The following is a 17,964-nucleotide window of genomic DNA, read 5'->3' on the forward strand; positions in this document are numbered from 1 at the left end:
GTGGCTATGCTCAATCTGCGGCGGTTGATTGAATAGAAAAGGCTACCTGAAATTCTAGCTCCGCAGAAACGTGCGCAGTCTGCTTTCAGGTAGCCTTCTGACTACTATGGCATCACAAAATCTGCCACACGAAGAAAATCAAAGTGTGCAGAATAAACAGCGGCACGAGGATGCCGAACGACCAGGCCATGTAGCCGAAGAAGCCGGGCATGGGCACTTTGCGCTGTTCGGCGATGGCTTTTACCATGAAGTTGGGGGCGTTGCCGATGTAGCTGAGCGCGCCCATGAACACGGAGCCCATGGATACGGCCAGCAGGGTGTGGAACAGGTGGCCGTTCATCAGGGTGTGCGCGTCGCCGCCGGCCATGTTGAAGAACACGAGGTAGGTGGGGGCGTTATCCAAAAAGGCGGAGAGCATGCCGGCCATCCAGAAATACATGGTGTTGATCGGGTTGCCGGAAGCGTCGTGCACCAGGGAAATCAGCGGGGCAAACGCGCCGTGTTCGCCGGCTTGCAGCATGGCCAATACGGGGGCGATGGTGATGAAGATGCCGAGGAAGAGTTTGCCCACTTCGGCAATCGGGCCCCAGTTGAATTCGTTTCCGGTACGCACCTGTTTGGGGGTGATGGCGAGGGAGGTGGCGGCCAGAGCCACCAAAATCAGGTCGCGGGCGAGGTTTTGCAGGGCGTAGTGGGTGCCGAAAATTTCCAGGCCGGGGTGTGCGGGCTTCCAAATGCCGGACATCATCACGGCTGCCACCACGCCGCCCAGGAGCAGGAAGTTCCATTTGCCCATGAGCTTGATTTTTTCGGGCGGGCTGTCGGGGCTCGGGTCTTTGGCAAGGACTTCATCGGCTTGGGCGAAGTATTTGCTGTCGAGGATGTAGAACACGGTGAGCAACACGGCGGCGCTAATCAGCACGGGCGGCAGCATGTGTTGCACCGTCCACAGGAAATCCACGCCTTTGAGGAAGCCGAGGAAGAGCGGCGGGTCGCCCAGCGGGGTGAGGCCGCCGCCGATATTGGCCACGAGGAAGATGAAGAAAACCACCACGTGCACGCGGTGCTTGCGATTGTCGTTGGCTTTGAGGATGGGGCGGATCATCAGCATGGCGGCGCCGGTGGTGCCCATTACGGAAGCCAGGAGCGTGCCGATGGCCAGCAGCGCGGTGTTCATGCGCGGGCTGCCGTGCAGATTGCCCCACACGAGGATGCCGCCGGAGATGGTGTAGAGCGCCCACAGCAGCAAAATAAAGGGAATGTATTCGGCCACCAAGGCGTGCACCAGCACATGCAGGCTGGTGGAGAAGCCGTAAACAAGCGTGAAGGGGATGAGGAAAGCCAAGGTCCACATTGCAGTAATTTTGCCAAAATGGTGATGCCAGATGTGGGCGAAAAACAGCGGGCCGGTGGCGATGGAGAGCAGAATCAGCACGAATGGGATGCCCCAGGGCAGGCTCAGCTCGGCGCCGTTAAGCTCGCCGGCCAGCGCGGGGAGCGGCAGGGCGAGCAGCGGCAGAAGGAGGGCGGTTCGGATACGCATTGGGTTTCCTTTTGGAGGGAGTCACAAACAAAATATTTCAGCCCGGATGGATGATCCTGGCTGCTTTACTGGGCTGATTGTAAATGAAAGCGGGCAGTGTGTCAGTATATGCTGTTGGGTGGCGGTTGCAGGCTACCTGAAAACAAGCAGGCTGTATTGCCTATGCCCGCCACTTGAGGCAGCAGAGGCTACCTGAAACCCGCCTGCCTGCTGTGATACAATCCCGCCCCTGAATCGAACTGCCGTAAACCCGCCATGACCAAGAAAAAACCGAAAACCTTTGAAGAAGCCGTGAGCCGGCTGGAAGCCATCAACCAAGCCATGCAGGCCAGCGATATGCCGCTGGAAGACGCGCTGGCCGCCTATCAGGAAGGCAGCGAACTGGTGCGTTTCTGCCAAGCGCGGCTGGCCGAAGTGGAGCAGAAGCTGCAAGTGCTGGATTCCGGCGTGGAACGTGAGCTGGTGTTGGAGCAAGATGAATAAACCCGATCATTGGCAACAACGCGCCCGCGCCCAAGCCGAACTCGTGCTGGAACGCGTACTGCCCGCAGAAAACAGCCGGCCGCAGCGGCTGCACCAAGCCATGCGCTATGCCGTGCTCGGCGGCGGCAAACGGCTGCGCCCGCTGTTGGTGCTGGCTGCCGCCGAATTGGGGCAGTCCGAAGCCGCTGCTGCTGAAGCCGCCCTAGCCGCCGTGGAGCTGGTGCACGTTTATTCCTTGGTGCACGACGACATGCCCGCCATGGACAACGACAGCCTGCGCCGCGGCAAGCCCACCTGCCACGTCCAATACGACGAAGCCACCGCCCTTCTGGTGGGCGACGCGCTGCAAACCCTCGCTTTCGACGTGCTCAGCCGCCCCAACGGCCTGCCCGCGCAACGGCAGCTGCAAATGGTGCACACCCTCGCCCGCGCTTCCGGCAGCCTCGGCATGGCTGGCGGGCAGGCCATCGATTTGCAATCCGTGGGGCAGCACATCGGCCAAGCCGAATTGGAAACCATGCACCGCCTGAAAACCGGCGCCCTGATCCGCGCCGCCGTGGCCTTGGGCGCGCTCAGCTGCCCCGATTTGGACGATGCCGCCCTGGCGCGGCTCGACGACTACGCCGCCAAACTCGGCCTTGCTTTCCAAGTGATCGACGACGTGCTCGATTGCGAAGCCGACACCGCCACCTTGGGCAAAACCGCCGGTAAAGACCAAGAAGCCGACAAGCCCACCTATGTCAAACTCATGGGGCTGAACGCCGCCCGCGACTATGCCGAACGGCTCGTGGCCGAAGCGCAGCAAGCCTTGTCTGGCTTCGATGCGCGCGCCGACCGCCTGCGCCAACTGGCCGCCTTCGTGACCGCACGGCGAAACTAAGAGATTGCCGGCCAAATATCAGATAAAGGCTACCTGAAAACCTGTTGAATCGGTTTCAGGTAGCCTTTAATTTGATCGGTGCAATCTATTTGACCGTGAACGGGTTTTGCCCATTTGCTGCAAGTGGAGGCTACCTGAAAAATCGGTGTGGTTTTTTCAGGTAGCCTGTGGCGGCACGGGTTATCTGAAATACAAAGTGCTCAAGCTTGCTGTTTGTAAGGCCATATTGATCTGCTTTGTGTGTGGCAAATAATCAAAAGGCTACCTGAAACTGTCAGGTAGCCTTTCGTTATGCTTCAACGTTGCCGGTGTAAAGCTTGGGGTTTACCAGTAACCCATCACTTTCCACCAAACGCCGCCGATGATCACGAAGACAGCGAGGTTGACCACGCTCATGATGAAGCCTGCTTTCCACCATTCGCCCAAGGTGGTGTAGCCGGAACCGAAAATCACAGGCGAAGTGCCGGTGGCGTAGTGGGTGAGGGTCATCATGATGCTGGAAGAGGAGGCCAGCAGCAGGGCGTAGAGCATGGGGGGCGCGCCCAGAGCCAGGCCGGCGGCATAGAAGGCGCTGAGCATGGCGGTGATGTGGGCGGTGGTGCTGGCGAAGATGTAGTGGGCATACATATAGGCCAGAAGCAGCAGGGTTACCGCGCCAACCCAGCCCATGCCCATGCCGCCGATGCCGCTTTCCAAGAGTTTGGAGAGCCAGGCAATCAGGCCGAGCTTGTTGAGGAGGGTGGCCATCATCACCAGGGCGGAGAACCAGGTAACGGTGTCCCACGCGCCTTTTTCAGTCAGAACATCCTGCCAGGTAAGCACGCCGCTGAGCAGCAGCAGGGAGAGGCCGAGGAAGGCGGTGGTGGTGGGGTTGACGGCGTAGGCTTTGCCGAAAATCATGGCCGGAATGCCTGCCCACAGCAGCAGCAGGATGACAAAAATGCCCAACATGATTTTTTCGCCGCGGTTCATCGGGCCCAGTTCTTGCAGCTTGTCTTTGGCAAACTGAGAAGCGTTCGGGGTTTCTTTGATTTCGGGCGGGAAGAATAGATACAGCACCAGCGGCATCAGGAACATGGCTGCCAAACCGGGCATAAGCATAGCAACAGCCCAAGTGCCCCAGCTCAGATGGATATCGGAGTTGGTGGCTTTGGCAATCAGATCCACGATCAGCGGGTTGGGTGCGGTAGCAGTAATGAACATGGCGGAGGTAATCGGATTGCTGTGGTAGTTTACCAGGGCCAAGTATTTGCCGATGCGGCTTTGCGTGCCTTTTTCCGGGTCGGAATCGAAGCTGCCGGCAATGGATTTCATAATCGGGTGGATGATGCCGCCGCCGCGCGCAGTATTACTGGGCGTTACCGGGGCGAGAATCAGCTCGGAAATGGCCAAGCTGTAACCGATGCCCAGCGTTTTCTTGCCGAACAAGGAGATAAAGTAATAGCCGATACGCGAGCCCAGCCCGGTTTTCAAGATGCCGCGCGAAATCATGATGGAAATACCGATGAGCCAAATCAGCGGGTCGCCGAAGGAGCTCAGCGCATCTTTAATGGCCACGGTGGCCGGGCTTTTGATCGGGTTGCCTTCGGGATCAAGCTCGGGCACGGTTACCTTGGTAATGGCCACCAGCATAATGGCGAGAATCGACAGCGCGCCGATGGGCATGGCTTTGCCGATAATGGCGGCAATCACGCCCACAAACAGCGCCAACAGATGCCAGGCATTGGGGGCAACGCCCTGCGGCACGGGAATGACAAACCAAATCAACAGCGTCAGCGCAACGGCCACCGCCATTGGTATGGGTTTAAACCCGAGTTTGTTGTCCATTTCCTACCCCTTAACTCAAGTTGATGAAAGTACTGCAACCAATGAATTGTCTAGCGCATTTTAGCAGTTTTTTACGTAAATAGAAGGAATTTACTTTGCTAAAATTTATCGTGAATACAATGAACTGTTGAAATGATATGAATGCGGAGGCATCGAGGCGGCGCAAAATGGCAAAGGCTACCTGAAAACCGGCGGGGATTTTCAGGTAGCCTTAATTCGGGGTTGGCTGTTATAGCTGTTCTTTTTTCACAGCAGCCAGGGCGCGGGCGAGGTTGTAGGCCAATACGTCGTCCACCAGGCGGGGCACTTCATCTAAGAAGGCCTGCTGCATATTCTGCACCATCAGCGCCGTTTGCCGCTGCAACGCGGTTTTCACCATGCCGGATACGGCATCGGCCAGATGCGGGCGCAGTTTTTCGGTTAGGCGTTCGAGCAGGACTTGCTCGCTCAGGCAGAGGATTTTGTGTTGCAGATTGCTGGGCAAGGTGTAGGCGTTGAGCAGCACCACTTTCTCGGCAGCAGCGGCCAGTTCTGCGGTGCCATGCTCGGCTTGGGCATCGTATTCGGACTGTGCGGCGGCCTCGGCAGCGGCTTCGATTTGTTCGGCTACGTCTTGGTTGGGCGTTACCGTGGGCTGTGTGCCGCCCAGCCACACGGTGGCCTGCTCGACCACGGGCTCGTTGCGGCCGACGCGCAGGGAGTTTTGGGCAGCCAGCCAGTCTTCTTGAAACAGGATTTGCGGGTTGTTCAGCTCGGCTTCGGAGCTGGCGGTTTGCAGGTTGTGCTGTTGCTGCCAGTGCTGGAGATAGGCTTGATAGGCCTGTTTTTGTTCGTCCAGATTCAGGCGGCGATGGCGGCTGCCGCTGAGCGCGCTGGGGCGCGTGCCGGAGCTGGCTGGCTGTGCGGCAGGTTCGGCCACGGCCACAGACGCGGGCGTATGAAGCGGTACGGTGCGGGGTTCGGCAGTAGGGGCGGCGGTTGGTGCCGGCGTTGGGCTGGCTTCGGCCACCAAGGTATCGTAAAGAAGAGCGGCAGAAGGATGGCGGTTGGATTGGGTGGCGGGCGGTTGTTGCGCCTGTTTGGCCAGATGGCGGCGTTTTTGTTGCAGGCGTTCCAGGCCTTTTTCCCAATCTTCGGTGTCGGATGTGGTGGATTGCGGGGCAGAGGAATCGTCGTTGAGGGTGAAAACCAGATTATCTTGCGCTTGGGTCATGGTGGTTTTTCCGAGGAGGGGTTAGCTTGGTATCGACGGTTTCAGGTAGCCTTTGATTGCTTGCCGAGAGGCTACCTGAAAATGTAACAAGCGATATTATTTCATAGAACATAACAAATCAAGCATTTATAAGGCTTCCATCTATATTTCCGTTCCGCAATCGTTGCGTTTGAAGCTGATTTTTATCCAACAAAATCAAAGGCTGGAAATTTTTTGCGGAACGGATTTCCTACCTTGGCCATGCCTTTATCAACCCGTCATGCCGTGCCGCGCAGTCGTTATACAGATGCACCACCTCCAGCGCCCACGGCAGCATCACCTTGCCCGTTGTGCCCGATAATTCAGGCAGCCTTGGGCAGGGAGTAGCCAAGTCGGCAGGCGGTTCAACGGCGTTCGGCAATGGCGGCGTTGAGGACTGACACCCCGCTTGCATCAGTGCAATCGTCAATATACACAGGCCGCTCGATAATTTGCTGTACCACTTCACGCTGTATTCTCACTTTCTCGTCCGCTTCGGACTTGGTTTGTTGATATTCCACGCTGGCCGTCCGGGCGGCTTTTTGATGCTGCTGATGCTGCTCTAGCATCTTGGCGGTGATGGCCGCCGTGGCTGCATCATAGCCCGCCTGATAGCGTTGCCTACCATACCAATATTCCCCGCCCACCGCCGCCGCCAGTAGCGCGGCGATAGCAAGCGGCTTCCAGTATTTGTATAAATAAGTCATATAATTACCAATGATATGTTTAATATGTCACTATTTTTAGTCACATTTACTTGATATGTACACGGCATCAACCTATACTGCAAATACCTTTAAAAATTCATAAAAAATAAACATGACAAAATGGCAAGCTGAAGTTCCTTACAATAATCTTCCATCATTACCTCCCGCCCAAGACGTTGAAGATAAATTTATTTTAAAACACTGTATCCGTGCCCGAGTGGCGCTTGGAGAGTTAAAACAAGCGGCAGAACTTATTCCCAATCAGGCCATGCTGATCAATACGCTACCAGTAATGGAGGCAAGGGCAAGTTCTGAGATTGAGAATATTGTTACAACTGCCGACAAACTGTTTCAGTCTCTGCAATTACCTCAAGACAGTATCGACCCCGCTACCAAAGAAGCTCTTCAATACAGAAATGCTTTATTATCAGGGTTCCAATCACTACAACGTCTCCCTTTGCGTACGCAAACTGCTGTGCAGGTATGTAGTGTAATTAAAGGGCGTGATATGGATATTCGCCGTATTGGTGGAACAGCGCTGAAAACTGGGCATAGCGGTAAAATTGTCTATACACCTCCGGAAGGAGAGGAGTTAATACGGCAGAAATTGGCTAATTGGGAAAAATTCATCCATGAATCCGACCATATCGACCCTTTGATAGTTATGGCAATAGCTCACTATCAGTTTGAAGCAATCCACCCGTTTGCAGATGGGAACGGGCGAACTGGCCGTGTACTAAATAGTCTGTTCCTGATTGAAAAAGGATTACTTGGGCTACCTATACTCTATCTTAGTCGTTATATTATTCAACACAAATCCGATTATTACCGCTTGTTGCTAGGCGTAACTGAGAAGCAGCACTGGCAAGATTGGATTGTCTATATTCTGAAGGGGGTGGAAGAAACTGCCGGCTGGACATTGGCAAAAATAGAAGGCATCAAGCGGCTGGCAGATGAAACCCGTATATACATCCAAAAGGCAGCACCAACACTATATAGCAGGGAGTTGTCTGATTTGCTTTTCGAGCAACCCTATACCCGTATCGGCAACCTTGAAACTGCAGGTATTGCCAAGCGGCAGACTGCTTCTAAATATCTAAAAGAGCTGGTGAAAATCGGCGTATTGCGTGAAATGACAATTGGTAGGGAAAAATTGTTTATTCATCCAAAGTTGATGGATTTACTATATAGCGATGACAACCAGTTTCAGCCATATGTCTGATTTTCAGGTAGCCCGCAGCCTTCCACGCTGCGGGTTTTGTTTACGCCTCGTTTCTACTCAGCTTCCCGTCGCTCGCGAGCAGCGGCAGCGTATAGCGCCCTTCTGCGGGGTAGGCAGGATTGCCGCCTTTGTTCGGCCACAGGTAGGCAATCACGCGGCTCTTGGCAAACGGTTTGATATTGACCGCGTCGCCCTGGTTGCCGCCCAATACCATCAGGTTGCCCTGCCTGTCCTGCCCAACGACAAAGCCGACATGCCCGCCGCCCTGCCGCTCAAATACCACGATGCAACCATACGCAGGTTTCTCCAAACGGGTAGCGCTGTTCACCCAGGCTTTCGCCCGATACCATTCTTTCGCAATATCCCTGCCAGCTGCCTGCAAACAGTGGCCGACGAACGTTCCGCACCACGGCGTTTTGGTGTCGCTCCACCAGCCTTTCAAAGCCCGTACCCACAATGGGATGGTCTTTAAGCCACGCGCATCCCGTTCGTGCATGCCGATGTATGCCCTTGCTTCCACAATCCATGCCAATTCCGTCATTTCGTTTCCCTTCTCTCTTTCAGGTAGCCTTTGCCTTTGCGCTGCAATATCCCGCTCAATAGATGAATACGGCGCGAACGCATCACGAAGTAAGATGCTGCTGCCACGTTGAACATGATTTCCGTCCAGTGATGTACCTGCCCACCAGCCAGCGAATGGCCGATGACCGCCACACTACCGCCCACCAGTAGGCTATGTATCCAGTAGTCAGGCTGCTTGGCTGTCCATTGCCGCACTGATAACGAGCAGGCGGAATAAACGAATATCGCCACCATCGCCGCTACGTTTATCATCAATAAGCATTGGGTAATCATCTCCATATTCATTTCCTTCTACCTCCCCATTTATCAATCCAGCCAGCCCACAAACGGCGCAGGCCGTCATTCAAAAGCGGGGTAGCCCAAGACCAGCCCAAACCAATCAGCATCGGCACGGCGGCCTTGAATACTTCCTGCTCCAGCCCTAAGCTCAACGCCAGATAAGCCATAATCACCGGCGATAAAGAACCGGCCAGCAGCATACTGGTAATGATGACCAGCATGCCGTTCTTGCGACTGCCCGGCTCCTTCAAGCCATGATGCAACGCCCCGGCCACCGCGCCCAACACGAGGGCTTCCAACGGCATACCGGCTATCGTGCCGGATATACCAATCATGCCCATGTTCAGCATATGGCCGGGAACGTTAGACGTTTCCAACGGTGTCATTTCTCCTCCCTTCCCATGTTCGCAATTACCGCTAAATCATTCGGCGAAAAACGCCAGCTTTCGGCCAGCCCCAACGCCTTGCCCACCCACTCGCTGCAAAACCAACGACGGCGGTTTTCTCTCAAACCGAACACCACACCGAACGCGCCGGGCAGGTCGTAGCCTTGGCCTTGGGTTTCCTGCCATAAGCTATGCAGCCGCTCGCCCACGCTGTCCGGTAGTGCAATCAAATCCCACTTGGCAGACGGCAGCGGCATGGTTTTTCTGCGTACCCCACCATCCCGCAGGCTGGCGGAATAGCACTCATATTCCTGCTCCCCTGCCGTTTCAGGTAGCCTGACGGCAATCTCACAATGGCTGTACTTGCCGCGCGTGAGAATGCGGGTTAAGCCATCGGTAAACCGTGCCACCCACATGCGCCAGCCCGTGCCGCCACGGTGGCCGTGATACAAAGCCAGGTAAATCATTTGCCCACCTCGCCCAGCTTGTCGGCAATCGGCTTAATCTCCGCCAAGATTTCCGCTGTGCGCTTGTCCACTTCGGCGGCAGTCTTTAGCCCTTTCAGTTCAAACTTACGCATCCGCAATGCGCCCAGCTTACCCATCACCATGCGCAGGTTGTCGGCTTGGGCAATGATGATGTCGGTCGCTTCGCACGCCGTCTTGCCTGCTGGCTTGGCAAAAGCGGCCACCTGCTCCGGGGCTTCCCCTTTGCAGCCGCCCGCCTTGTAATCCCTTGCCTGTTGCTCGCGTACTTCATATTCCGGTTGGAAGCGGGTTACATGGCGGTAGGCTTCATCCACCAAATCGTTAATTGCCTTAGTGCCGTTGTCGATGGATTCGGCCAGTAATTGAGAGGCGGCGGCCTTGTCTAACGTCCATTCCTTACCATCCCAACGGTGCAGATGGCTGGGGGCTTTGGAAGTCAGCACGGGCTTGCCGTCTTTGTCGGGCATGATGACTTGGCCGTTGGACTGCCCGGCCAGCAGTGCGGCGTGTTGCTCGAGGCTAATCTCTACCGCATCTTCAGGTATGGATGCATGGATGGTGTTGTCGTAAAACGCCTGATTAAATTTTGAATAATAGATGGTCATGCTGTAGCTCCTGTTAATATCCAATGGCCAACCAATACACAGGTCTTGGGCCGACTATGCCGTTTTCCGATACCCCAACATAGCATCCGGTTTGATTGACTCTCCCTACATGAGCGGATAATACGGTTGCGCCTGGGACGGCCTGGTCAAGAACGGCGGTGGCCTGCACATTAAGGCAGGCTGTCGGGAATGCTAGCGGGAATACCACCTGGACATAACTATCAATCGGCACTTGAGCCGTCCCCCATTCCAAAATCAGCCCACTTGGCGTTTTCATGTAGCCTGAAGAGGCTTTTTGGGAGATGAAATCATCCACATTAAGCAGGCGTTTGCCGTCATAACGTAGCTCGCCGTCGTTACGCATGGAGAGGTATTTGCCGCTCTTCTTGTTGTGGAGATATGAATTTACGTTGTTCGAGCCAATTTGCAGGTATTGGTTGGCGTTAAAGTCTTCCACGCTGTCGGCCACAATCGCGCCTTTTTTCAGGGCGGTAAGGCCGGCAAAGGTTTTGTCGCCAGCGATTTCTTGGTTGCCTGTGGTTTTAACTGAACCACCAGCGTCAATCTCCTCAAGCAAAAACGCCATCTTCTCGTCAATGTTGTAGAACAGATAGTTAAACTGTTCTTTAGTCGGCGGCCTGATGCCCACCATATCCCAGCCCAGCTTGTATTGCGGCTCTTCCCAGACCGTGCGCTGGCCGTTTTCGGCAAACTTTTTCGCAAATGACTGCTTGTTTACTGCCATGTTCATACTCCATAAAAAACCGCCGATTGGCGGTTAAATCACAATATCGGCGTTAGATAACATCACGCCCTGCCCGAAGCCGTAATAATTCTGGTCGGCAAAACCGAATGGGGTTTTATGTTTCACGATAACCACTTCCAAGCCCACCCCGGCGGCCTTGGGTATCAGCCGATAGCGGTTATTCAGCACATATTCCGGCGCATTCTCTGTGCTGAAGGCAACCTGAAATTTCGCATTCCCCCAGTCGCGGAAAATTGCCAGCTCTGCACCAAACACATTACTTAGCGCCGCCACAATTTCAGGCGCAGTGCCATGCCCGTTGTTCGCGGCAATTTTCCATTTCAGTAGGCCGCGATATTCATCATCCGGCAATTTAATGAATCCACCGGTAACAGTTTCGTTTTCGCGCCGCATTCGCGCCTGTCCGAAACTACGGGTATTTTCTTGCCCGGCAAAGCCGAAAAACGGGATAGCTGCCGCGTTGCTGACTGTGCGCGTCAAGCCAACGATTCTCCCCACTCCGTCTAACTGCTTGCCTTCTGCTGTATCTACCCCACGCTTATATAGCAGGTCGTAAAACACCTCATGCAGAACATTTACCGGCGCGAATAACGATTTAACCAAGCATTCAAACTGCCGGCTCTGCCGGAACTGCATCAGATTGTTGCCCCACGCTATGCCGCCGTGGTCGGTTTCTCGTTCCATTAGCGCACCTCAATTCGCATCGGGTCGAACATCGCCCGTTCATAGTTACCAATCACAATATTATTCGGGCTGAACGCACCATCAGCAGGTCGGATAGTCGGACTAGCGGAAGCGGCAAACTTGAACGTTACTGATTCAATGCCGGCCGTTTTAAATGCGCCGCAATAGAATTTCTGCGCCACCACATCATTGCCAACCTGTAATTTCTGCCCAATGGCGTTCAAATCTGCGCGTACTGATTCGTAACCGTCTGCCGGGAAGGCAGCATCTGTGCCGCGCAGCAGGGATAAGGTAGCCTGTACCCAAATATAGCGATAGGTCGGGCGGGAGAAACGGATAATCTGGTTTCCAGTCGGCGTTGGGATAGTCTTAGCTATATCGCCGTTGGTATCGATACCAGCCGCCTTCACGCGGTAGATAGCTTGAGCAATTTCATCATCCTTGCCGCCATCAATCAGCACTTTGATGGAGTGTGGCTTCAGGTCGCCGACTTGCAAGTCTGTGTTATTCTCGAAAACGTGAATATCGCTGGCGGTCGGAATATCTCGTTTCAGGTTGGCAAGAATAGTGGCATGCGTGGCCGCACCGAGTGCATATACGCCCGTTTCGTATCGAGCGCGCAAATCCTCGTCGCTTTCCGCCACCCTTCCTACCACCGCCACACGGTTGCGAACCCGTTTTAGTCCGTCAATCAACGTAACAGCTTCAGTAATCGTATCCGCTGCCGCTTCCTCTAAGCCTTCCAGCGGAGAAGCTGGCACTACTGCGCCGATTTCAACAATGGATAGATTATCGGATACCGCTGCTCGTACACTATCTGCTGCCACCGAGCGGATGCGCAGGAATACGCCGTTTTTCTCTGCTGCGAAGTCGGATGATGCTGATAGGGCGGTTTTCAGACCATCTACTACATCATCTGCGGTAGCGTTGCGACCACTGCGGTAGGTAAATCGCTGGTCGCCGATGGCTACCCAATAAGTGAAATCAGGCTGCGCAGTCAGCGTAATCAGAATTTCTGCCGCGTTAGCCGCTGAAACAGTCAAATCTGCTGTGGTTGCCCACACCGTCTGCGTAACGGTATTTTTGAACTGTGCGCCGCGTGGCACTTGAATGGTGCTGTCGGCATAAATCAGCAAGTCTGCCGAACTTGGCCGTTCTCCTAAGCGTCGCACACCGGTGAACGCCACCGCGTTATCCAGCGCTATGCCGGTAGCAGTATCGGGGTACATAGCGTTGTATACGCCTTCCGCTACGTTCCACAGCGCCGCCTCACGTTCGGCAAACGTATCAATTAGTAGCCCGAGCACACTATCGGGCCGGGTTTGAATATCCGCCGGCAGGCCGGCTGCAAGTAGCCGCTGTTTCAAGTCAGTAATAATGGCCGCCCGGATTTCAGGCAGCCTCATTTTTATAAAGCCCGTAGGCAAAACACCGTAATCCATCAAACCTCCGCCTTAATCTCAACTAAGCCTTCATCTGTGTGCGCCTTGGCATGTATCGCCAACCGTCTGCCGGGGCTATCTAGCAGCAGGCGCATTTCTGATACCGACACCACGCCGGGAACGTCTTTTACTTTGGCGCGGATAACCGCTTCAATCGCCGCCCGACTTGGTGCTTTCTTTAAAATCTGCTCAAAGTACGGTACGCCGTGGTCGGTATTGAGAAACCACTCACCAAGAAAGGTCAGCAACGTAACCTTGATTTGCTGTCGCACTCGTTCTGCGCCATCGGTCAAAGTCAGATTAGATAAATCCAAGTCATGATTGCCGTTTAATTTCAAATCTGCACTCATTGGGGCGCTCCAGTTGTTCCGCCGCTATCGCCAGGGTGGGTATGGGTGGCTAATGACTTGCCGGATGCAATCACATCTTGGTCGGTGGTGTAGTTGCCGCCAGTCTGTTTTATGTTGCCGCTAAACGTTGCCCCGCTGCCGCCTTCCACCGCCATGCCGCCGTTACCGTTGATTTGCCCTTGTGCTGTTACCACAGCAGAGAATTCCGACTGTGGTGCGTTCACTTGGAACTTGCTTGCATTCAGCGTTACTTCGCCGCCGGGCGACATCACGAAAGAGCTTGCCCCACACAGCAGGCGCAGATTAGCCGTATCAGCTGCCGCTACGGTCGGGCGCAGCATGGGGGCGGCGAAGCAGTCCGACATGTCGAAGCGGCGCGGGTCGTCTGGCGCAGCATCACTGCCGGAAAGCCAGCTATCCAGCGCCACTTCAGAGAAATACAGCAACACATCATCGCCGGCTTGCAGCGGCAGGCTAATCATTGCACTGCCGCCCAAGCCGGTAGGGAACAGCACCGGCACACTTACAATCTGCGGCGCGGCCAGTTCTCCACCGTTGGACAAGGCACGCGGCATGCTTGGCTTAACCGTGGCTGTCTTACCATCCCATGCCACGATTTTTCCGGGTAAGCAAACATGAATATCGTCTAGCTCGTTATGGATGGCTTCCGTCAAGGTCATTTGATTTCCTTCACTTCTAATTCAGTTTGCCAGTCACCGCCGTCCAGACTGCCTGAATGCTTTACGGTCTCCACGCGGAAAAAATCATTTACCGTTTCCGATTCGATTTTCACAATATCCGCCGGATTGATTTGCGGTAGTAATAATGAATGCACCTTCCAGCCATTGCGCGGCTCTGATTGCCCCGTCCGGCCTTTGCGGCGGCTGTTCTTCGGAACAGACTTATCCCGCGCCCCATCGCGGATTTTTTCAGGGTGACCGATTAACCCGCTATCAGCAGCCAGCACCACCGCCGTGCGTTTGGTCGGTTGCAGTTTCTGCACCACTTGCAGCGTTTGATTTTGCACAGACCATTCCAGCCCGGCACCGGCGACTATCTTGTCCAATGCCCGCCGTGCCGCACCGTAGAAACTGAAGCCGTTGCGCCATGTTCGATTAGGTAGTTTTTCATCCATGACTAACGTCAGATTCATTTGCTTGGCAATTTCACGAATAATGCTATGTGCTGCCACACCAGCACCAAACCCAAGCGAAACAGCCGTATCGCGCAACTCTACCCACCCATCGGCTACCGAAAGCTCCGTAATGCGTTCCGTACCCTCGCGGTAGGTGTAGGCATCCACCACCCCGCCAGATGCCATCAACACTTCGCCTTCATCTTCAGCGTAACCAGCATAGAGAACGCAAAAGCCATCAGGTTTACTGACGGCTTCGATGGTTTCCGGTGCCAAATTGTAGAGTTTCAGGCGGTGGATGTTCGGGTCTGGCTTGGTGTCTTTCTCAATCTCAAACTCAATCTGTAATGGCGGTTTGATTTCCACACCCTTGCCGCCTGCCTTGCCAATCAACAAGCGATACACTCGATTGAATTTATACATTTATGCGCCTTATTTTGATTTCAGGTGGTCTGCGCAGGCAAATACACCAGCTCTGCCGACCCATCGGCAAACGATTGCCTGCCTATCGGCTCGCCGTCTAATGACACCACCACCAGCTCGCCTTTTGGTACAGCTAAATGACGGAAGCGGCCTAACAGCGGCCAGTCAGACACCAGCCGGATACCGGACAAGATGACATCGTTTTCAGCGTTCTCCAGCGATAACGTCCACATTGCATCGTCATCGTTCCACGCTAGATGCAAGAAACAGGTCATTTCGTCCAGTTCCGCTTCGACAATGAAGTCGTTTTGGTTTGCGAAGGGGATTCTTATCATTTCCCAAACTCTGTTATTGATGAGAATTTCGTTCTACCTTGTACCGCTGCTTGGGCTCGTTGCTGCGCCTGTGGGCTGGGCGTGGTATTTGCCGCCTGCCGCCCGGCAGCCTGCCTACTGGTAACGCGGCCGGCCGGTTTTCGCGTTTCCCCCGCCTTGCCTGCCGCATTCTGCCGCACCTTCCCTGGCGGAATATCCGCTTCTCTGGTTTTGGCTTTGCGTATCTTAGTTAGGCTGATGCTGATGCGTAGCTGTTCGCCATCATCTGCATTACGCGAAATATCGCAGCTCTCCATAGCAAATTCAGGGTAAACGTCTAAGCCAGTAACAACAGTAATCGGCTGCCGCTGCTCGTTAATCACACGCAGGGCTTCCTTGGCTTCAATCATCTTGCTGCGGCCATGCCCCCCGAACAGGCTCACGCTTGCGCCGGTTACCACTCCTTCAATCGTCAGCTTTTCCGCTTCGGTTGAGATGTGGTCGCTTACCGGTGTACCTTCTTCTACCGCGTACTGCGTTACTCCATTAACTAGAGAGGTTTGCTCGCTAATCAGCGCATCTAACTGCAATGCGCCTATCATGGTTTGCGGTGTGTCTTTCAGACGAAATACTAAGTCGATAAGTGCCATTTTTACCTTCCTAACACAGGGGCTGGCAAGTTGTAGCGGGAATTGATATGGGCCGCTGTTTTGCCAGGGTCTCTCGCCCCGTGAACCGTAGTGTTGAAAGTTTGGGTTATATTGCCACCACTATTAGCCAACGGCGCTTTGCCGCCAAAGCCGGGGAATGAAAAGCCGCCAGATATGAGGTTTTTCAGGTTGTTCCAGCTTTGCACGATGTTATCAATCCAGCCGGTAACTGCCCTGATAGCCCCATCCCAAGCTGTACGGACAAAATCCGTTACCGCCTGCACTGCTGACCTGATGCCTTCCCAAGCAGCGCGTCCTCTACTTAGCACCCAGTCCCACGCCGCAGCAGCCGCAGCCTTGATGCCGTTCCATGCGGCCAGCGCCTTAGCTTTAATCCAATCCCAAGCCGCCGCCCCTGCTGCTTTAATATCATCCCAGTAATACCAAATCAGCAGCAGCAGGCCGATAATAATCATCAGAATAGCAACAATCGGATTGGCCATCATTAGGGCGTTGATAACTGCCACCATCATTCTGATGCCACGTAAAACCGCAAATACCACTCCGATGATTTTTACCAGTGCCATCAGCACTGCTAGGATAGCAAAGCCTTTGACTGCCCATTCCTTGAACGTCATGCCCGCGCCAAATAGCAGGTCTTTAATGAATCCGAGAATGTTTTTTACCGTCTCGATTTCATCCGCCCATTCTTCAGCGCGGCCAATTAGTCCTCCAATTACGGAAATATCGCCTTTGAGCCAGCCGTAAATATCATCGCCTATCAAGTAGAGGCCATACAGGATGGCTGCCAGTCTTGCCCATTGCCCAAGCGTGCGAGCGTTGCTCGCAGTCATCACCTGCCTCAACCGGATTTGTGCCGCCGTCAGCAGATTGGTTGCGCCAGTGGCCTCCAGTAGTGCGTTTTGCCAGCTCAGGATTTTGGTTACCACCAGACTACCAGCAATAATCATTGCCAAAGTCTCGAAGTTGTCGATAAGCCAGTTTGAGACTTTATAAAACGCCTCTGCTGCGCGGGTGGATTTATTCAAGCCACTAACCACCTGACCCAGCTTGTTGCGGATGATGGTAAAGCTGCCGGAAAACGTCTTGGGCATCCGTTCAAACTCTTCATTGAGCTTGTCGGCCTGTTTCAGCAAGCCCTGCGCCAGTTCTTTACTGGTTAGGCGGCCTTCTTTACCCATCTCCCGCAGCTTACCTACCGGCACACCGAACGCATCGGCAATCGCCTGCGCCAAGCGCGGGGATTGCTCAAGAATAGAGTTCAGTTCATCGCCGCGCAGCGTGCCGGAACTCAAAGCCTGCCCCAGTTGCAGCAAGGCCGCTTGTTGCTCTCCGGCATCGCCGCCGCCGATAACCATCGATTTGCCGATAACGTCCGTCAGTTGCAGCGTTTGGTCTGTGGACAAACCCAAGTCGTCTTTGTTGCGGGCTACTTTTTGGAACAGGTCGGCGGTGGCGGTAAATTCCTGCCGGTTGCGCTGTGCGGACTTGAACAGCTCATCCATCACATATTTTTGCTCTTCCGCGCTCTTGGTGGTCAGGGAGATACGCCCTTCCACGCTTGCCCAGTCATCAGCCATACTCATCAGCATACGAGTGCCGATGCCGCCCAATACCGCCCGCACGATGCCGCCCAGGCGCGAATAGGCCGCCGCCGCTTGGTTTGCCCCGCGAACGGCGGTATTGTTGCTTTTCTGTATTGCCTCGCCGTAGCTCTGCGCTGATTTGCGCACCTGTTGCACGGCGGCGCGATAGCGCCCGATGCCGGACTGTTCCAGTTTGAAACGCAGCAGCGTTACCAGTTCTTGTGCAATCATGATTTGTGCCTTGCCATTGCCGCCGCTTCGGCGGCTTCCTGTGCATCCATTACCGCGTTAATCTTCATCAGGTCAATCAGGCTCGCCGTCCCGTTTTTGACTTCCGAAAGTGTGATATGGCCTGCCATC

23 protein-coding genes are annotated in these 17,964 nt (G+C 54.6%); 3 read left to right on the forward strand and 20 right to left on the reverse strand.

Annotation, left to right across the window (positions count from 1 at the left end):
- Positions 1-112 precede the first annotated feature (112 nt).
- A complete protein-coding gene (locus ACO6EE_RS08255) occupies positions 113-1,543 on the reverse strand; it encodes a sodium:proton antiporter (RefSeq protein WP_485960550.1) in 1,431 nt (476 codons plus the stop codon).
- A gap of 255 nt (positions 1,544-1,798) precedes the next feature.
- Between ACO6EE_RS08255 and ACO6EE_RS08260 the strand changes: the two genes are divergently transcribed.
- Together ACO6EE_RS08260 and ACO6EE_RS08265 are read left to right on the forward strand one after the other, a co-directional pair.
- Positions 1,799-2,026 (forward strand): exodeoxyribonuclease VII small subunit, encoded by a 228-nt coding sequence (locus tag ACO6EE_RS08260; protein ID WP_003823446.1) that lies wholly within the window; start codon positions 1,799-1,801, stop codon positions 2,024-2,026.
- Positions 2,019-2,906 carry a polyprenyl synthetase family protein gene (locus tag ACO6EE_RS08265; RefSeq protein ID WP_485960552.1) on the forward strand — a complete coding sequence of 296 codons (888 nt, stop codon included), beginning with the start codon at positions 2,019-2,021 and terminating at the stop codon, positions 2,904-2,906. Before ACO6EE_RS08260 ends, ACO6EE_RS08265 begins: the two co-directional genes overlap by 8 nt.
- A gap of 324 nt (positions 2,907-3,230) precedes the next feature.
- On the opposite strand, the gene ACO6EE_RS08270 is transcribed toward ACO6EE_RS08265, so the two are convergent.
- The 4 genes from ACO6EE_RS08270 to ACO6EE_RS08285 form a co-directional block, all read right to left on the reverse strand.
- Entirely contained in the window at positions 3,231-4,733 is a 1,503-nt protein-coding gene (locus tag ACO6EE_RS08270; RefSeq protein ID WP_485960554.1) for a DASS family sodium-coupled anion symporter, read from the reverse strand.
- Positions 4,734-4,962: 229 nt separating this feature from the next.
- Positions 4,963-5,946 carry a hypothetical protein gene (locus ACO6EE_RS08275; RefSeq protein ID WP_485960555.1) on the reverse strand — a complete coding sequence of 328 codons (984 nt, stop codon included), beginning with the start codon at positions 5,944-5,946 and terminating at the stop codon, positions 4,963-4,965.
- Positions 5,947-6,175: 229 nt separating this feature from the next.
- Complete coding sequence (lysC, locus tag ACO6EE_RS08280) at positions 6,176-6,379, reverse strand: Rz1-like lysis system protein LysC (protein ID WP_080543231.1); 204 nt, start codon at positions 6,377-6,379, stop codon at positions 6,176-6,178.
- Positions 6,330-6,671, reverse strand: coding sequence for a hypothetical protein (locus ACO6EE_RS08285; protein WP_485960556.1), 342 nt, complete (start codon positions 6,669-6,671; stop codon positions 6,330-6,332). The genes lysC and ACO6EE_RS08285 overlap by 50 nt, the downstream gene beginning before the upstream one ends.
- A 112-nt stretch (positions 6,672-6,783) precedes the next feature.
- Here ACO6EE_RS08285 and fic point away from each other — a divergent pair, with 112 nt between their 5' ends.
- Positions 6,784-7,893 carry a protein adenylyltransferase Fic gene (gene fic, locus ACO6EE_RS08290; protein ID WP_485960557.1) on the forward strand — a complete coding sequence of 370 codons (1,110 nt, stop codon included), beginning with the start codon at positions 6,784-6,786 and terminating at the stop codon, positions 7,891-7,893.
- A 40-nt stretch (positions 7,894-7,933) separates the two neighbouring features.
- Here fic and ACO6EE_RS08295 read toward each other — a convergent pair whose 3' ends face one another.
- From ACO6EE_RS08295 to ACO6EE_RS08365, 15 genes are read right to left on the reverse strand one after another with little or no spacing between them, the layout of a single operon-like run.
- The gene (locus ACO6EE_RS08295) at positions 7,934-8,434 is read right to left on the reverse strand and encodes a TIGR02594 family protein (RefSeq protein ID WP_485960559.1); all 501 of its coding nucleotides are present in this window, start codon (positions 8,432-8,434) and stop codon (positions 7,934-7,936) included.
- Positions 8,431-8,754 carry a hypothetical protein gene (locus ACO6EE_RS08300; protein WP_485960560.1) on the reverse strand — a complete coding sequence of 108 codons (324 nt, stop codon included), beginning with the start codon at positions 8,752-8,754 and terminating at the stop codon, positions 8,431-8,433. Before ACO6EE_RS08300 ends, ACO6EE_RS08295 begins: the two co-directional genes overlap by 4 nt.
- Positions 8,755-8,756: 2 nt before the next feature.
- A complete protein-coding gene (locus tag ACO6EE_RS08305) occupies positions 8,757-9,140 on the reverse strand; it encodes a hypothetical protein (protein WP_485960561.1) in 384 nt (127 codons plus the stop codon).
- On the reverse strand, positions 9,137-9,607 hold the full coding sequence (locus ACO6EE_RS08310) for a hypothetical protein (protein WP_485960562.1): 471 nt from the start codon (positions 9,605-9,607) through the stop codon (positions 9,137-9,139). The genes ACO6EE_RS08305 and ACO6EE_RS08310 overlap by 4 nt, the downstream gene beginning before the upstream one ends.
- Positions 9,604-10,233 (reverse strand): hypothetical protein, encoded by a 630-nt coding sequence (locus ACO6EE_RS08315; protein WP_485960564.1) that lies wholly within the window; start codon positions 10,231-10,233, stop codon positions 9,604-9,606. Before ACO6EE_RS08315 ends, ACO6EE_RS08310 begins: the two co-directional genes overlap by 4 nt.
- A 13-nt stretch (positions 10,234-10,246) precedes the next feature.
- Positions 10,247-10,978, reverse strand: coding sequence for a gp53-like domain-containing protein (locus tag ACO6EE_RS08320; protein WP_485960566.1), 732 nt, complete (start codon positions 10,976-10,978; stop codon positions 10,247-10,249).
- 33 nt (positions 10,979-11,011) lie between these two features.
- Positions 11,012-11,683, reverse strand: a complete 672-nt coding sequence (locus tag ACO6EE_RS08325; RefSeq protein ID WP_485960568.1) for a baseplate wedge 1 family protein — start codon at positions 11,681-11,683, stop codon at positions 11,012-11,014.
- Positions 11,683-13,125: a hypothetical protein gene (locus ACO6EE_RS08330; protein ID WP_485960569.1), complete on the reverse strand. Its 1,443-nt coding sequence runs from the start codon at positions 13,123-13,125 to the stop codon at positions 11,683-11,685. Before ACO6EE_RS08330 ends, ACO6EE_RS08325 begins: the two co-directional genes overlap by 1 nt.
- Positions 13,125-13,475 (reverse strand): contractile injection system sheath initiator, encoded by a 351-nt coding sequence (locus ACO6EE_RS08335; protein ID WP_485960570.1) that lies wholly within the window; start codon positions 13,473-13,475, stop codon positions 13,125-13,127. Before ACO6EE_RS08335 ends, ACO6EE_RS08330 begins: the two co-directional genes overlap by 1 nt.
- A complete protein-coding gene (locus tag ACO6EE_RS08340; RefSeq protein WP_485960572.1) occupies positions 13,472-14,155 on the reverse strand; it encodes a Gp138 family membrane-puncturing spike protein in 684 nt (227 codons plus the stop codon). The genes ACO6EE_RS08335 and ACO6EE_RS08340 overlap by 4 nt, the downstream gene beginning before the upstream one ends.
- On the reverse strand, positions 14,152-15,033 hold the full coding sequence (locus ACO6EE_RS08345; protein ID WP_485960573.1) for a phage protein: 882 nt from the start codon (positions 15,031-15,033) through the stop codon (positions 14,152-14,154). Before ACO6EE_RS08345 ends, ACO6EE_RS08340 begins: the two co-directional genes overlap by 4 nt.
- Before the next feature lie 20 nt (positions 15,034-15,053).
- Entirely contained in the window at positions 15,054-15,308 is a 255-nt protein-coding gene (locus ACO6EE_RS08350; RefSeq protein WP_485960575.1) for a phage baseplate plug family protein, read from the reverse strand.
- Between the two features lie 56 nt (positions 15,309-15,364).
- Positions 15,365-15,997 (reverse strand): phage baseplate protein, encoded by a 633-nt coding sequence (locus tag ACO6EE_RS08355; RefSeq protein ID WP_485960576.1) that lies wholly within the window; start codon positions 15,995-15,997, stop codon positions 15,365-15,367.
- Positions 15,998-15,999: 2 nt separating this feature from the next.
- Complete coding sequence (locus ACO6EE_RS08360) at positions 16,000-17,835, reverse strand: tape measure protein (RefSeq protein ID WP_485960578.1); 1,836 nt, start codon at positions 17,833-17,835, stop codon at positions 16,000-16,002.
- Positions 17,832-17,963, reverse strand: coding sequence for a hypothetical protein (locus ACO6EE_RS08365; protein ID WP_256374339.1), 132 nt, complete (start codon positions 17,961-17,963; stop codon positions 17,832-17,834). Before ACO6EE_RS08365 ends, ACO6EE_RS08360 begins: the two co-directional genes overlap by 4 nt.
- Position 17,964: the final 1 nt, after the last annotated feature.

This window comes from Eikenella sp. (assembly GCF_057315495.1).